Source organism: Vibrio profundum (assembly GCF_050337555.1).
GTDB classification, from domain to species: domain Bacteria; phylum Pseudomonadota; class Gammaproteobacteria; order Enterobacterales; family Vibrionaceae; genus Vibrio; species Vibrio profundum.
On sequence record NZ_JAKJTA010000003.1, the window covers coordinates 134193 to 149642 of the forward strand.

Annotated in this window: 15 protein-coding genes; 8 read left to right on the forward strand and 7 right to left on the reverse strand. The window is 44.5% G+C overall.

What is annotated here, in order from left to right; all coding sequences use genetic code 11:
* Positions 1-25 precede the first annotated feature (25 nt).
* Positions 26-940 carry a TIGR01777 family oxidoreductase gene (locus tag L4C34_RS00735; protein ID WP_428787427.1) on the reverse strand — a complete coding sequence of 305 codons (915 nt, stop codon included), beginning with the start codon at positions 938-940 and terminating at the stop codon, positions 26-28.
* A 312-nt stretch (positions 941-1252) separates the two neighbouring features.
* On the opposite strand from L4C34_RS00735, the gene L4C34_RS00740 reads away from it, so the two are divergent.
* From L4C34_RS00740 to L4C34_RS00755, 4 genes are read left to right on the forward strand one after another with little or no spacing between them, the layout of a single operon-like run.
* Positions 1253-1987 carry a DUF1538 family protein gene (locus tag L4C34_RS00740; RefSeq protein ID WP_428787428.1) on the forward strand — a complete coding sequence of 245 codons (735 nt, stop codon included), beginning with the start codon at positions 1253-1255 and terminating at the stop codon, positions 1985-1987.
* Positions 1984-2754: a DUF1538 domain-containing protein gene (locus L4C34_RS00745; RefSeq protein WP_428787429.1), complete on the forward strand. Its 771-nt coding sequence runs from the start codon at positions 1984-1986 to the stop codon at positions 2752-2754. The genes L4C34_RS00740 and L4C34_RS00745 overlap by 4 nt, the downstream gene beginning before the upstream one ends.
* A gap of 19 nt (positions 2755-2773) precedes the next feature.
* On the forward strand, positions 2774-3124 hold the full coding sequence (locus tag L4C34_RS00750) for a P-II family nitrogen regulator (protein ID WP_428787430.1): 351 nt from the start codon (positions 2774-2776) through the stop codon (positions 3122-3124).
* Positions 3121-3522 carry a CBS domain-containing protein gene (locus tag L4C34_RS00755; RefSeq protein WP_428787431.1) on the forward strand — a complete coding sequence of 134 codons (402 nt, stop codon included), beginning with the start codon at positions 3121-3123 and terminating at the stop codon, positions 3520-3522. Before L4C34_RS00750 ends, L4C34_RS00755 begins: the two co-directional genes overlap by 4 nt.
* A 38-nt stretch (positions 3523-3560) precedes the next feature.
* Here L4C34_RS00755 and L4C34_RS00760 read toward each other — a convergent pair whose 3' ends face one another.
* The 3 genes from L4C34_RS00760 to L4C34_RS00770 all read right to left on the reverse strand — a co-directional run bounded on the left by L4C34_RS00760 (position 3561) and on the right by L4C34_RS00770 (position 5383).
* Positions 3561-3839, reverse strand: a complete 279-nt coding sequence (locus L4C34_RS00760) for an Rdx family protein (protein ID WP_428787432.1) — start codon at positions 3837-3839, stop codon at positions 3561-3563.
* A gap of 144 nt (positions 3840-3983) precedes the next feature.
* Positions 3984-4508 (reverse strand): regulatory protein ToxS, encoded by a 525-nt coding sequence (locus L4C34_RS00765; protein WP_428787433.1) that lies wholly within the window; start codon positions 4506-4508, stop codon positions 3984-3986.
* A 14-nt stretch (positions 4509-4522) separates the two neighbouring features.
* On the reverse strand, positions 4523-5383 hold the full coding sequence (locus L4C34_RS00770) for a winged helix-turn-helix domain-containing protein (protein WP_428787434.1): 861 nt from the start codon (positions 5381-5383) through the stop codon (positions 4523-4525).
* A gap of 258 nt (positions 5384-5641) precedes the next feature.
* Here L4C34_RS00770 and htpG point away from each other — a divergent pair, with 258 nt between their 5' ends.
* The 3 genes from htpG (at position 5642) to hemH (ending at position 9592) form a co-directional block, all read left to right on the forward strand.
* Positions 5642-7552: a molecular chaperone HtpG gene (gene htpG / locus L4C34_RS00775; protein WP_428787435.1), complete on the forward strand. Its 1911-nt coding sequence runs from the start codon at positions 5642-5644 to the stop codon at positions 7550-7552.
* A gap of 260 nt (positions 7553-7812) precedes the next feature.
* On the forward strand, positions 7813-8457 hold the full coding sequence (adk, locus tag L4C34_RS00780; protein WP_428787436.1) for an adenylate kinase: 645 nt from the start codon (positions 7813-7815) through the stop codon (positions 8455-8457).
* Positions 8458-8629: 172 nt separating this feature from the next.
* Entirely contained in the window at positions 8630-9592 is a 963-nt protein-coding gene (gene hemH / locus L4C34_RS00785) for a ferrochelatase (protein ID WP_428787437.1), read from the forward strand.
* An 84-nt stretch (positions 9593-9676) separates the two neighbouring features.
* Here the strand turns inward: hemH and dtpA (L4C34_RS00790) are convergent, their stop codons facing one another.
* The 3 genes from dtpA (L4C34_RS00790) to L4C34_RS00800 form a co-directional block, all read right to left on the reverse strand.
* Complete coding sequence (dtpA, locus tag L4C34_RS00790) at positions 9677-11164, reverse strand: dipeptide/tripeptide permease DtpA (RefSeq protein WP_428787438.1); 1488 nt, start codon at positions 11162-11164, stop codon at positions 9677-9679.
* Between the two features lie 795 nt (positions 11165-11959).
* Positions 11960-13447: a dipeptide/tripeptide permease DtpA gene (dtpA, locus tag L4C34_RS00795; RefSeq protein WP_428787439.1), complete on the reverse strand. Its 1488-nt coding sequence runs from the start codon at positions 13445-13447 to the stop codon at positions 11960-11962.
* A 603-nt stretch (positions 13448-14050) separates the two neighbouring features.
* Positions 14051-15169, reverse strand: a complete 1119-nt coding sequence (locus L4C34_RS00800) for an ISAs1 family transposase (RefSeq protein WP_428787440.1) — start codon at positions 15167-15169, stop codon at positions 14051-14053.
* A gap of 26 nt (positions 15170-15195) precedes the next feature.
* On the opposite strand from L4C34_RS00800, the gene L4C34_RS00805 reads away from it, so the two are divergent.
* Complete coding sequence (locus tag L4C34_RS00805) at positions 15196-15369, forward strand: hypothetical protein (RefSeq protein ID WP_428787441.1); 174 nt, start codon at positions 15196-15198, stop codon at positions 15367-15369.
* Positions 15370-15450 lie beyond the last annotated feature (81 nt).

Sequence of the window (15450 nt, forward strand, 5' to 3'; positions counted from 1 at the left end):
AGTATGAAATATAGAGGGTAAAGGATTATTGGGATAAGTGTAAAAGGTTTTTTAATGCAGGCTCTAATCGAGAGAAGTTGAACTCAAACCCTAATTCAGTGAGGCGCTTGGGCTTAGCTCTTACGCTGTCGAGTAATAACTGTGAGCGCTCGCCCATTGCTAATTTGATTAGCCAAGTGGGTGTTGTCATAAGACATGGCCGCTTGACGCATTTCGCAAGGGTGCAACTAAAATCGTCATTGGTGACGGGGTGAGGCGCGCAGAGGTTAAAAGTGCCATGAGCGTGCGGGGTTTTTAGTAGATAAAGAATGCCCCGCACCATATCCTGCATGTGAATCCAAGGCATATATTGCGTCCCCGTTCCTATCTTTCCTCCGAGTCCAAATTTAAAAGGTAGTAACATTTTACCTAATGCCCCGCCGTCTGCCTTTAGTACGATGCCAGTACGTAGCAAACAGACTCGGATGTCTGGCGTTCGCGCTCTCATGGCGATGTGTTCCCATTCACTGCACAAACGATGAGAGAAATGTTCTTGGTTGACGTGCAGGTTTTCGTCAAATGGTTGGTCGAACTGGCAACCATAATAGCCAACCGCCGATCCGCTAAGGAAGGTGCCGGGCGGCTCAGTGCTAGCATGTATGAGCTCGACGAGTCGTTCAGTGATCGTCCATCGACTATCACAAAGGACTTGTTTTTGTTTGGTAGTCCAACGTTTATCAATGATGGGCTCGCCCGCGAGGTTAATGACCGCGTCAAAACAATTGAGGTCGTGTAGGTCAGACAGGGTAGTGATGTAACTAATATTAGTTTGCGCAATATGTTTTAGAGCCGAACGAGCCCGTACGACATTGCGTGTTAACAGCACTAGCTGATGAGTGGCTAGATGCTTCAGGAGCTCTTGGCCGATAAAGCCGCTACCACCCGTTACTAATATTTTCATCACTAATCCTTCCATTGTTGTAATCAGTATATACCTAACCCTTATCGGGTGCGTATTTCAGTGATGAGATCACTGTGGTGACAAGAGTTTGAGGGGCTAGAGGAAAGCACTTTAGACGCACGAGGTAATGGGTAAGAGATGGAGTGATGTCGCCAAGTTTGGCTTCCAGACGGGCGAGCCGGAAAATATCGTCTATCTTGAAATATATACTTACTTTCTAGGGTAGGGCTTGTAGCGAGAAAAACGGACTTAAAAAGTCATATTGCCGACCCCAATATTATACCCTCCTCATTTCGCCACTATGGAGCTAGGATGGAAGCACTGACGACCCTGATGAAATCCTTGTATTCGAGTGTGCGCGATCTGTCGCCTATCATTTTGGTCATTGCTTTTTTCCAACTAGTGGTGCTGCAAAATCCATTGCCAAACTTAGCGTCTATATTAGTCGGTTTATGCCTTGTCGTATTCGGTCTGACAATATTTGTATACGGGTTGGAGATGGGGCTATTCCCGATCGGGGAGTCGATGGCTCACGCGTTTGCACGCAAAGGTAGCGTTACCTGGTTATTGATTTTCGCGTTTTGTTTAGGGTTTGGCACCACGATTGCCGAGCCAGCTCTTACGGCGGTTGCAAAGGAGGCGGCTGAGGTCGCGGCGGAAGGTGGAGTGATTCCTCACAACGCGGACGAGATGGATAGATATGCTCAAGGGCTTCGCTATACGGTCGCGTTGTCAGTGGGCATCGCCATTATGTTAGGAGTGATACGTATTTTAAAGGGCTGGCCAATTCAATACCTGATCATTGGTGGCTATGCTGGCGTGGTTATCTTAACGGCGTTCGCGCCCGACAGCATTATTGGCGTGGCTTATGACTCTGGAGGTGTTACGACATCGACCATTACGGTGCCATTGGTGACCGCACTAGGAGTCGGTTTGGCGTCTGCAATCAAGGGGCGTAATCCTATGATTGATGGATTTGGCCTGATCGCGTTTGCGTCTTTATTGCCGGTGATATTCGTCATGGTCTACGGAATGATTGTGTCATGATAGCCGCCAGTCAAATTATCGATACTTTTGTTAGTACTGTCGGGGATGTTATCCCGATTACGGTCATCATTTTCGGCTTTCAATTTGCCGTTCTGAGGCGACCTATCACCAATTTTACTACGGTAATTTTAGGCTTTGTTTATGTGCTGGTGGGCTTATCACTTTTTTTGATGGGCTTGGAACTTGCGTTATTTCCACTGGGCAAGACCATGGCTCAACAGCTGACCGCACCTGAATTTTTGCAAGCCGTAAAGTGGAGCCATGGATTGGTGCTCAGCTGGCAAGACTATTACTGGGTGTATTTATTTGCTTTTTTAATCGGCTTCAGCACCACGGTGGCGGAACCATCGTTACTTGCGGTGGCCATCAAGGCCAATGAAGTCTCTGGGGGCAGTATTAGCGTGAATGGCCTTAGGATTGCGGTGGCGTTTGGTGTGGCATTTGGTATCGCGCTGGGGAGCTATCGAATTGTCGTGGGAGATCCTATTCATTACTACATTATCTTCGGGTATTTGGTGGTGATCGTACAGACCTTCTACGCGCCGTCGATGATTGTTCCACTCGCCTACGATTCGGGTGGGGTAACAACGTCAACCGTTACTGTTCCTTTAGTCGCGGCTCTGGGGTTGGGGTTAGCTTCCACGGTTCCTGGGAGAAACCCTGTGATTGATGGCTTTGGTTTGATTGCGTTTGCTAGCTTGTTTCCAATGATGTCAGTGCTAGGGTATGCGCAAATTACGCGTTGGCTAAATGGAAGAAAAGAGTAGTGACAAGGAGGGTGTAAGCATGCGTTTTAAGTTGATTGTGGCATTTGTCGAAGAAAGTAAAACCGAGCAAGTGCTGGATGCTGCTCGCGAAGCAGGGGCTACTGGAGCGACCGTGATCAATCACGCTCGTGGCCAGGGATTGAAAGAAAAGCGGACGTTTTTGGGGCTAACTCTGGAGGTACAAAAAGATGTCGCCCTTTTTGTGGTTGAGGAGCACCTCGCTCGACATATATTGGAGCGAATTAGTGAGGTGGGGGAATTCGATCAATCATCGGGCCAAGGGATTGCTGTGCAGATTGATGTCGAAGATGCGGTTGGAGTCGCCCATCAAGTTGAGCAATTAAGCAAGATAGTAGAGGACAATCTATGAGCGAACCAAGGAAGGTATGGGTGCGAGATGTCATGGTCAACTCTTACGTGATAGTCGATGGATTAACGACGGTGCAAGATAGCATTATGTTGGCCCGCAAAAATGAAGTGAAGGTGATGATTGTGGCCAAGCGGCACCGAGAGGACGAATATGGCATTGTGCTTATGAATGATATCGCCAAAGACGTCCTTGCCAATAATCGCTCTGCCGAGAGAGTCAACATTTATGAAATAATGACGAAACCCGCGCTCTCCGTGAACCCAGATATGAATGTGAAATATTGCGCAAGGTTATTTGAACGCTTTAGCATCAGCCAAGCGCCTGTGGTCGAAGATGGTGAGATCATAGGTATGGTTAGTTACAACAACATCGTGCTCAACGGTATGGCAAGAAGCTAAAATTTTCTGTCGATAGAGCTTGAGTTAGTCTCGCTGAGTTAAGCTTTATCGACATGGCCAAGAGAGCGCTCAGGGGCGATAACATCTCGTACTCTTTGTTTGAGTTGTTTTGCTTCGGGAAATCCGCCATCGCGCTTCCTTTCCCAGATACTTTCGCCATTACACACTATTTCAAATCGCCCACCAGTGTCGGGGTGCAAATTGATTGAGTTAATATCGTCTGAAAATGTATGCAATAACTCTTGAGTTAGCCACGTTGAGCGCAGCATCCAATTGCACTGGCGACAGTAATAAATCGAGATTGTAGCTTTGTCCATATAGCACCTGTTAGTCTCATTGAGGTAGGGCAACATAGCGCCGCCCTACCAACTCATTAACTTATTGCTTAAGTTTTTCAGCCACTTACTCGAGTGATTACCTGCACCTTTGGTGGTTTTGGTATGCCTCAACCGAGGCATCACTTAATACGTGGTTAGCAGAGTAGAACCGTGACCTAAGCTGGTGAGCAGTAACGTATTTTCGTTCACGATATCAATGCGTCGACTTTGTTGTGCATCCATACGTATTAGCTTGGTAATTAAATTAAGTTGCTTTGACGTGAACGTTTGAGATTGTGCCGAAGAGACATCTTTAAAGCTCGTTGGAGAAACAATCAAATAGTTGTCACTGATGCTCCATTTACCCGATTCCGAGACATTGATGACGTCGGTCACTTGCCTGTGCCCATGTTTATCGGAGTATAGACGTACGATGGATGAGCGAATGTAGGTGCCATTGGGCAAGTATTTTACGTTGGAAACAAGTGCGCCTTCTTTTAGTGGGCCAACCATCCTCTCGACCAGTTGAGTGTCGATTAGGGTCGTCATTTTAGACTGCCACTCACGAGACGTTAGCACTTGTTCGATTTTCAGGTTGCTGCCCCAATACAGCCAGCTACTAAACAGAGCTGAAATCACCAACAAAACCGATGCTATCTTCTTATTCATTGTCGACGTGTTCCTTATTTGCATATTTTGGCAAGGTTTTCTTGGTTGGCGTAGATGCGAACGGTAACATTTTCATTCGAGTGACTTAGTGAATGAATGTAATTGAGAAACAGCTCATTGTCTTGACTACCTGTGGCAATGACTTTGATTGGCGATTCGGCACCTTGGTGCTGTTCAGTATACTTGGTGACACACACTTTAATCGATGGTAGCCATTGTTTAATGGAAGGGTGGTCAGCCAATGCCATGACAGGAATTTGGTTAACAGTCAGTAATTGGCTGAACTTAGTGTCTGTCGGGTTGGCAAACAGGTAAACGCCCACAGGTAACAAGATGGCCAGCAGCAGCATCAGATAGCCAGCTAAGCTAGAATTGGCCGGGGCTACTGCTGCGTGCTGTGTCGGAATATCGTTGGCTGGAGGGGGCTCTGATTGTGATACGCCAGCGGGTGGTTCGTGCTCCGTGCTCGCTGAGAGTTCGGCGAGGTCGCAGCCTTCAGGCAATACTGGCGTATCATTGGCCAGTAGTGGAGTGGCTCGCTCAACGTTACAAATAAGTTGGTAACCACGTTTTGGGACCGTTTTAACAAAAATCGGCGATTTGGTTGAGTCTCTCAGCATTTTACGTAGCGTTGAAATCGCTTGCGTTAGACTTGAGTCATCGACCTCAAAGCCTTGTTCTCGCCATACAAATTCATGCAATTCATTTCGTGATATGACTTCATTCGGCCGCTCAGAGAGCAGCAACAGAATACGGCTTTCGTTACTGCCTAGTCGAACGGTTTCAGTATCGCTGGTTTGATCGACAAGCGAATTGCAGTTTGGATCAAAAGTAAAACGATGATCGAGAATAAATTTAGTACCAATATTGCTCATGGAATTCTTCTTCTACTTAGAATGTCGTCTAGCCAAAACTCGTCTCAGTATCCCTACCAAGCACACAAACATCCAATTTTAGATTGTTTGATGTATTTTGAATGCCAAGAATAATAAAAATAAATAAAAAAAACATCGTTTTTATGCATATCGACCTTGAATTTATGTATCTGCCCCTCATCTTTACAATCAAAGCACGGTCAAGTGGACGCAAAATGAAGAAGTGCGTACACATTTAGCAGATGTAACGGAGTTAATATGAGCGAAACAGCAACGATGAATAAAGAGACCCGTGGGTTTCAGTCTGAAGTTAAACAACTACTTCATCTTATGATTCACTCTTTGTACTCAAACAAAGAGATCTTTTTACGTGAGTTAATTTCTAACGCATCTGATGCATCAGATAAATTACGTTTCCAAGCGTTATCGAATGCTGATCTATACCAAGGTGATGCCGATCTAGGTGTGAAATTGTCATTCGACTCAGAAGCAAACACGCTGACAATTTCTGACAATGGTACAGGTATGAGCCGCGAAGATGTGATTGAGCATCTTGGTACGATTGCTAAATCAGGTACAGCGGACTTTTTCTCTAAGCTATCTGATGACCAAAGCAAAGATTCACAACTGATTGGTCAATTTGGTGTGGGTTTCTACTCAGCCTTTATCGTTGCAGATGCCGTGACAGTACGCACTCGCGCTGCAGGTCTTGCGACCGATCAAGCGGTGCAATGGCATTCAGCTGGCGAAGGTGACTACACCATCGAAGACACCACGAAAGAATCTCGTGGTACTGATATCGTTCTTCATATGCGTGAAGAAGGCAAAGAGTTCTTAAATGAATGGCGCCTACGTGAAGTGATCAGCAAGTACTCTGACCATATCGGCATTCCTGTTTCTATCCTAACTAAAGTAAAAGATGAGGAAGGTAACGAAACGGAAGAGACTAAGTGGGAGCAAATCAACAAAGCTCAAGCACTTTGGACTCGTAACAAGTCAGATATCAAAGACGAAGAGTACCAAGAGTTCTATAAGCATGTTTCACACGATTATGCTGAGCCACTTGTATGGAGCCACAATCGAGTTGAGGGTAAAAACGATTACACCAGCTTGTTGTACATCCCAGCTAAAGCTCCGTGGGACATGATGAACCGCGACCATAAATCTGGTCTAAAACTGTATGTTCAACGTGTATTCATTATGGACGATGCAGAGCAGTTCATGCCTTCATACCTACGTTTTGTTAAAGGCTTGATTGATTCAAACGATCTACCGTTGAACGTATCTCGTGAAATTCTGCAAGACAACAAGGTAACTCAGTCGCTACGCGGTGCTTGTACTAAGCGTGTACTTACTATGCTAGAGCGCATGGCTAAGAATGATGACGAGAAATATCTAGGCTTCTGGAAAGAGTTTGGCATGGTGTTGAAAGAAGGCCCTGCTGAAGATTTCTCTAACAAAGAAAAAGTTGCTAGCTTGCTACGTTTCTCATCAACGGAGATCGATTCTTCTGACCAAACCGTTGGCCTTGCCGCTTACGTTGAGCGAATGAAAGAAGAGCAAGACACAATCTACTACCTAACAGCAGATAGCTACGCCGCCGCTAAAAATAGCCCACACTTGGAGCAATTCAAAGCAAAAGGCATTGAAGTTGTCTTGATGTATGACCGCATCGATGAGTGGTTGATGAACTACCTGACTGAATTTGATGGTAAGAAATTCCAATCAATCACTAAAGCGGGCTTAGATTTAAGCAAGTTTGAAGATGAAGCGGAAAAAGAGAAACACAAAGAAACTGAAGAAGAGTTCAAAACAGTTGTTGAGCGTACGAAAGAATACTTGGGCGACCGAGTGAAAGAAGTCCGTACTACGTTCAAACTGGCGAGCACTCCGGCTGTTGTCGTGACTGATGACAACGAAATGGGCACCCAAATGGCGAAACTGCTTGAAGCAGCGGGCCAAGAAGCGCCACAAGTAAACTACATCTTTGAAATCAACCCTGAGCATGCACTTGTAAAACGCATGGCGGATGAAGCGGACGAAGAAGCCTTTGGCCGTTGGGTTGAAGCGCTACTAGGTCAAGCAATGCTGGCTGAGCGTGGTTCGATGGAAGATCCGTCTCAATTTTTAGGCGCGATTAACTCACTATTGGGCCAAATCTCTCACTAAGTTTTGCTGATACATCTTTTTAAGAAAAGCTCGCTTTGCGGGCTTTTCTTGTATCGAAAGTGAAGGTTAGAGATAAATCACATTATGATTGCCACCCTCCAATGGTAAATATATGTTACAATCTCCGGCTATACGTAATGAATCAGGCGGACTTTGCTCCGTTTGGTAACACTTAGACTATTTTTCGTTGTGTCGATTTTTGAGTAGATACTCTAGCTTGGCAATCGAGACCAAACATAAATTTCTAAAGAGGATTAAACATGCGCATCATTCTTCTAGGTGCTCCAGGTGCAGGTAAAGGCACTCAAGCTCAATTCATCATGGAGAAATATGGTATTCCACAAATCTCCACTGGTGACATGCTACGTGCTGCTATCAAAGCCGGTACTGAGCTTGGTAAACAAGCCAAGGCGGTTATCGATGCTGGTCAGCTAGTTTCTGATGGAATCATCCTAGGTCTAATCAAAGAGCGTATCGCGCAGAGCGATTGTGAGAAAGGCTTTTTGCTCGATGGTTTCCCACGCACAATTCCTCAAGCCGATGGCTTAAAAGAAATGGGTGTGAATGTTGATTACGTAATTGAGTTTGACGTTGCAGATGATGTGATTGTGGAACGCATGGCTGGCCGTCGTGCGCACTTAGCATCTGGTCGTACTTATCACGCGATTTACAACCCACCGAAAGTGGAAGGTAAAGACGACGTGACCGGTGAAGATCTTGTTGTTCGTGATGACGACAAAGAAGAAACGGTACGTGCACGCTTAGGTGTCTACCACGACCAAACTGCACCTTTAATTTCTTACTATGGTAAGGAAGCAGAGGCGGGCAACACCAAGTACCTTAAATTCGATGGTACTAAGCAAGTTGTAGAAGTTAGCGCTGATATCGAAAGTGCTTTGTCTTAATGCTCTAAGTAGCTGACAAAATTTGTTATATTAAAACGGCCTATTAAGGCCGTTTTTTTTCGTCTTGGTATTTCGCTTATCGTGCTGCTTATTGAGTATGAAGCAAATTGGCTGGTGAGCCACTTGAAACAAAATCGGCCATTGAACTTCAGTCAACAGATGTTGGGATATTATGGAACAAAACATAAAGCTGGGCGTGCTGCTGGTAAATCTTGGTACTCCCGATTCGCCGAACACATCCGATATCAAACGATTTCTGAGCCAGTTTCTTCATGACAAACGTGTGGTCGATATGACTCCTTGGTTATGGTACCCAATTTTGCATGGCGTGATTTTGCCTGTGCGATCACCAAAAGTCGCCAAACTTTATCAAAGCGTATGGATGGAGGAAGGCTCTCCACTGATGGTGCACTCAAAACGTCAAGCTAGCAAGCTAGAAGCGCGATTAGGAGTGCCAGTGGAACTAGGGATGACCTATGGAAGTCCGAGCTTGCACAGTGGCGTAGAGCAGCTTATTAGACGAGGAGCCGATCAGCTTGTTGTATTACCGTTATACCCTCAGTATTCCAATACCACTACCGCCGCGGTTTCAGATGCCTTGTTCGGCTCATTCCAGAAATTACCGGTGGTTCCCTATTATCGATTTATTCGCGACTACTACAATCATACGGGCTACATTAAAGCGTTGGCGGCCTCAGTGCGGCGCTCTTGGCAAAAAACGGGTCGCGGCGATTATTTACTGTGCTCATATCATGGCATACCGCTGCGCTTTGCCCAAAACGGGGATGTGTATCCACAACACTGTGAAGAAACGACTCGCTTACTAGCTCAAGAACTGGAACTGAACGAAAGCCAAATTGGCTTAGCGTATCAATCACGTTTTGGCAGAGAGGAGTGGTTACAACCCTACACTGAAGATGTGCTCAAAAACGTAGCAGGACTTGGTGTGAAGAACTTAGATGTTATTGCCCCTGCATTTTCAGTGGATTGTTTGGAAACGCTAGAAGAGTTATCTGAGCAGTATCAGCACCAATTTATGGAGCTTGGAGGCGAGGCGTTTAATTACATTCCTTGCTTGAATGATGATGACGAGCATATCGAGATGATGGCTTCTCTAGTTGGTGAGCATCGCTAGCAGGGCACTAGGTTCTAAAATAAAAAACCGCAGCGATTAAGCTGCGGTTTTTTTTATTAAAGTAATGTACTAACGCAATGCTAATTATGCAGCGCTTTTCGTAAGAGTAACTTCGTCGCCAGATTTTGCTTGGCAGATTTTAGTTAGCTTAGGTGCGATGATGAAAGTAACAACGGCGATTGCTGCTGTTGCCCAACCAATTTGACCAAATACGTGTCCATAAGTGTGCAAGATTTGCTGAGGATCGGTAATGTTTTTTGGAGCTGCTGTTAGGCCTGCAACCCAACCAGCTAATACAGAAGCAGTTGCGGTAGTCAGGAACCATAGACCCATAGCAAAGCCCATCATACGTTGAGGTACAAGCTGTGCAACCATGGCTAGACCTAGACCAGAGACTAATAGCTCACCGATAGATTGGAATGCGTAGCTCGCCACTAACCAGTCTGAGTTTACAACACCATTTGTGTTACCGAAGTGCGTACTCCACTGCAGAACTAGGAAAGATATAGCGCATAGCACCATGCCGATTGCGAATTTGAATGGCATAGACAGTTTTTCACCTAGCTTACCGTAAATCATCGCTAGAAGCGGGCTTGCTAGCATAATCCACATTGGGTTCAATGCTTGGAACTGTTCTGGTTCAACGGCGATGCCAAACACATCGTGAGTAACACTGTGGATAGCGAAGAAGTTAAGTGAGGTTGGCATTTGGAAGTAAAGAACAAAGAATACAACACCTTGTAGCATCAGCACGAAGGCAACCAACATTTTAGAACGCTCTACACCAGACAAAGAGAAAGCATCTTTCATGTACAACCCAACAATGACAAGACCTGCGATTGCTAGCATTATGTGAGCGACAGATAGGTGTTGCAGTAGGTATGCGCTGACGAAGCACATAGCCACACTGCCTGCGATAACTGCTGCGAACTTAGTCATGTTTAGTTTTTTGGAATCTGCAGGGGATCCGAGACCTTTTAGGATGCGTTGGCAGAAGATAAAGTTAACAATAGTAATTGCCAAGCCAACTGCACTTACTCCAAACGCAAGGCCGTAGCCCATTTTAGCGGCAACGATAGGTGTTAGGATCATTGAGATGAAAGAACCCATATTTACTGCCATGTAGTACATAGTAAATGCACCATCAAGGCGAGGATCGTTTTCATCATAAGCTTTGGCTAGTAGGCTAGAAGGGTTAGCTTTAAATAGCCCGTTACCAACGGCAATCACACTCATGGCAATATAGATGATTGAAGTTGAATGGTGTGCGCCAGCAGTGGATAAGCCAAGTAATACGTAACCTATAGCAAGCGTTATAGCCCCTAACGTAATAGTACGTTTGGTACCGAGTACTTTATCTCCAATCCACCCCCCAGCAGCTGTGTATCCGTAGACAAGTGCGTTGAAAGCTCCAAACAATACGAATGAAACGGATTCACTCATACCAAGGATTTGTACGAGGTAAACAGTCAAAATTACCTGCATACCATAGAAGCCAAAACGTTCCCAGAATTCGATAGAGAAAATTAGATAAAAGGGTTTTGGCTGCTTGAATACGTTCAAGTCGGACATAGAGATTCCCTGTGTAATATTAATAATGTTGTGTTTAATTATGTTTGCTTGGTGCGTCCATTACTTTTGGAATAATTTGTTTAATGTAAGAACAGTGCACCAATTAGCCAAGAAAATTAGCATTCCTGAACAGAACATGAAATAACAAAAAAGAAATGTAACTATTCATTTTTGATTGTTGCAAGGTGTGTTGTGAGGTTATCTTGTGGTTAATTGTTAAAAAATAACTCGTTAAGTTGTGGTTATTTATACCATTTGTTAGTTGTTTGGGTGGTATTTGGACGTGGCTTAATGCTACTGACCAGTCGATTGTTTTGAGCGCATTGAGAATGGTTGGTTAATTGTTTTGTGACGTTGAATCGTTTGCGTTGGTAGTCTATTGATGGTTATTTGTCCAGTTTTTGACTGGGTTGTTGATGAATTTTGCGTAGTATTGATCGGTTTATGATGTGTTTGTTTTTATTCTTCGCATTTAATCAATGATTAAAAGTGCTGATGAAATAGAAATGATTGGCCTGAGCGGTAAGAAATGAAACCCATCGAAATCAAATCAAACGTTCTCTGAGAAGCCCGCTGAGAGCTTGGATAGCGAGGTCGACGTAACCTAACCCCTAACCCATCTATTCTTTGTGCCGAGAGGACGGAGCTCATGTGAGCGAATCTATGGTTATGTAATTCAGAGTAGTAATACTTCTCTAGGGGTAGGCTGATACTGAGGAACGGAGTACGAATTCAAAATACAAAAAAACCGCAACCCAAAGGCTGCGGTTTTCGAATTAGGTATTAACTCAGTTATTACGCTGCGCTTTTAGCTAAAGTCGCTTCGTTACCAGATTTAGCTTGGCAGATTTTAGTTAGTTTTGGTGCGATGACGAAAGTCACTACTGCGATAGCCGCTGTAGCCCAACCAATTTGACCAAATACGTGACCATAAGTGCTTAGGATCTCGTGTGGGTTGGTAATGTTTTTTGGTGCCGCTGTTAGGCTTGCAATCCAGCCTGCTAGTACAGAAGCAGTCGCTGAAGTTAGGAACCACATACCCATAGCAAAGCCCATCATACGTTGAGGAACAAGCTGAGCCACCATGGCTAGGCCTAGGCCAGATACAAGCAATTCACCGATAGACTGGAATGCGTAGCTTGCTACCAACCAGTTAGAATCTACGATGCCGTTAGCATTACCGTACTGTGTGCTCCATTGAAGAACTAAGAATGAAGTCGCACATAGCGCCATACCGATTGCAAATTTGAATGGCATAGACAGTTTGTCACCTAGCTTGCCGTAGAGCATCGCTAGAAGCGGGCTTGCCAGCATGATCCACATTGGGTTCAGCGCTTGGAACTGCTCTGGTTCAACTGCGATACCGAATACGTCGTGAGAAACACTGTGAATAGCAAAGAAGTTTAGTGACGTTGGCATTTGGAAGTAAAGTACGAAGAATACGATACCTTGCAGCATTAGCACGAAAGCAACCAGCATTTTCGCTCGCTCAACACCAGTGATAGAGAAAGCGTCTTTCATGTAAAGAGCAACGATTGCAATACCAGCAACAACAAGCAGACTGTGTGCAATAGAAAGGTGTTGAAGAAGATAAGCACTTAGGAAGCTAACGGCGACAGTACCAGCGACAACAAGTAGCAGGCTGGTTTTATTCACTTTCTTAGAATCTGCAGGTGAACCTACACCTTTTAGGATGTGTTGGCAGAAGATAAAGTTAACAACAGTAATTGCCAAGCCAACTGCACTTACGCCAAACGCAAGGCCGTAACCCATTTTAGCGGCAACGATAGGTGTTAGGATCATTGATATGAAAGAACCCATGTTTACGGCCATGTAGTACATAGTGAATGCGCCGTCTAGGCGAGAGTCGTTCTCATCGTAGACTTTTGCTAGCAAGCTTGAAGGATTAGCCTTAAATAGACCGTTACCGACCGCAATTACGCCCATTGCAATGTAAATGATGGATGTAGAGCCATGTGAGTTGGCGGTAGAGTAGCCGAGTAGAACGTAACCAAGAGCAAGAACGGCCGCGCCGAGCATGATAGTTCGTTTGGTGCCGAGAATCTTATCACCGATCCAGCCACCAGCAGCAACATAGCCATAGACAAGAGCGTTGAAAGCACCAAACAATACGAATGAAGTCGATTCTTTCATTCCGAGGATTTGTACAAGGTAAACAGTCAGGATTGCCTGCATACCATAAAAGCCAAAGCGCTCCCAGAATTCGATCGAGAAGATCAAATAAAAGGGTTTTGGCTGCTTGAATACGTTCAAGTCGGACATAAAGAGTTTCCTGTGCAATGTTGTGTTAAGTCAATTTGCTTGGTACGTGTGTTATTTTTTTAAATTGAGTGGCTAAATGTCAGAGCCATGTACCAATTGGCCAGGAAAACTAGCATTCCTGAACAGAACATGAAATAACAAAAAGTAAATATTATTGTTCATTTTTGGTTGTTGTTGGTTTTTTGTTTGTATGAAACTGAGAGGTTTACCTTTGTTTTTTAGTCATTAGTGCCTAGGTATATCTACTGTTTAAAGCACATTGTGCAGGATTATTGTACTGGTAATTTTTTAATCACTGGTGGTTGTTGTTAGTTTTTCGTTGGTTTATGGTTTATTATTTCTGTGATTTAAGAGGGGGGTGACATCTAAAGATTTGGGTAATTATTCTATATTAGTATCGATGATTTTTCTGATCAAACTATCAATATCACTTCACCATTGGGTCAGAATAGCAGCGTTTGGTACTTGGCTATCGGGGTTGCGAATGGGCGAATACCGTTAGAGTTGATCCGTCTAAAAAACAAAAGCCTCATCGAGGTGAGGATTTTGTTTTGCTGTATATAAAGAGGGGGATTAGTGCCAGGGCTACCGCATGATCACTATTTAACCAGAAAAACCTGCCACTAATACGTCTTCTAGTGATGTCATTTTCATCCAACACATCTTTTGTTTACTCGCGATACTCAGTTTGCTTTTTTCCTTGCGCAACATATTCAACGCAGCTTGCCGTACTACCGCTAGGTTTTCTGCTGAATGATCTTTATGAATCCGGCAAGCATCTTCCGACATCGTCACATCCAAAACCCAATGAAGACTATTTTCAATCGCCCAATGCCCTCGAACTGCCTGACCAAGCTGTTTATCATCTAATTCTGAGGAACTGATGTAATAACGTTGTTCAAGCTGGGGTTGCTTCCCTTTTTCTAAACGATAGCCCAGTGACATACCGAGCGTTTTGAGTTCTGCCCATCTTGAAAAGTCACCGTCGAGAGCATTGGCATCCAAGGTATAGTAGCCACGAGCTTCCACTCGACCGTGCCCTTGCGATACGTCCAACGGGTGCTCTTTTAAATACTCTGCCGTCACATACTTAAACGCCAATTGAATCGCTTTTGATAGTGTCCCTTGGTTACCTTTAACGGCTAAAAGGTAGTCTGCTTTCTTTTCGACAATGAGTTCAGCAATCTCTGTTTGACAGCCCATTGCGTCCATTGAAACCAAAGCCCCTTTAATATCAAGTAATCGAATCAGCTCTGGAATGCCCGTGATCTCATTTGATTTTTTATCGGTTTTTAGCTGACCGAGCACAAGCTTGTTTTTACAGGCAAATGCATTAATCACGTGTATCGCACTGGCTTTATCGTCTCGTTGATAGGAGTGCCTCAGTGTTTTTCCATCAATCGATATCAGCTCTCCCGCGGTAATTTTGTTTACCTGAGACATCCACCCAATAAAGTTCTTGCGAAACTCATTCGGACAGATTTTAGCGAAAACACGAGTGAACGTATCTTCAATGGGGACGCCTTCTAGGAAAATGTCGTGACGATGGAACCAGTCAAGATGTCCGATTGTATAGAGTCGTATTTCGTGCCATCCCTTTGCTCCAGCAATCATTGAGCAAAGAGTAGTAAAGAGAATATCAAACAGTGGGTAAGTGACTTTCGCTGACTGCCTAGGGTCGGTAATATCATCGAATTGAGCAGCGAATTGTTCCAAGTTCATTAGAGTGACCGTTAAAAAGTAAGTATATGATCACAGGTAAAAGTGATCGTCAACCTGATCCTTTTTGCTCAAAAAATATTAATGCGGTAGCCCTGGATGGCAAGCTGGACGACTATGTGGGAAGGCTGGGACGAGCTTCAAGCTCAAGTAAAAGGTTATCTTTAGCTAAAGCGATGGTTGAGGCTGGAGAAGCGCTATAAGATCTGATCAAGAGACAGGTCTAGGGTCGGTAATATCATCGAATTGTTCCAAGTTCATTAGAGTGACTGTTAAAAAGTAAG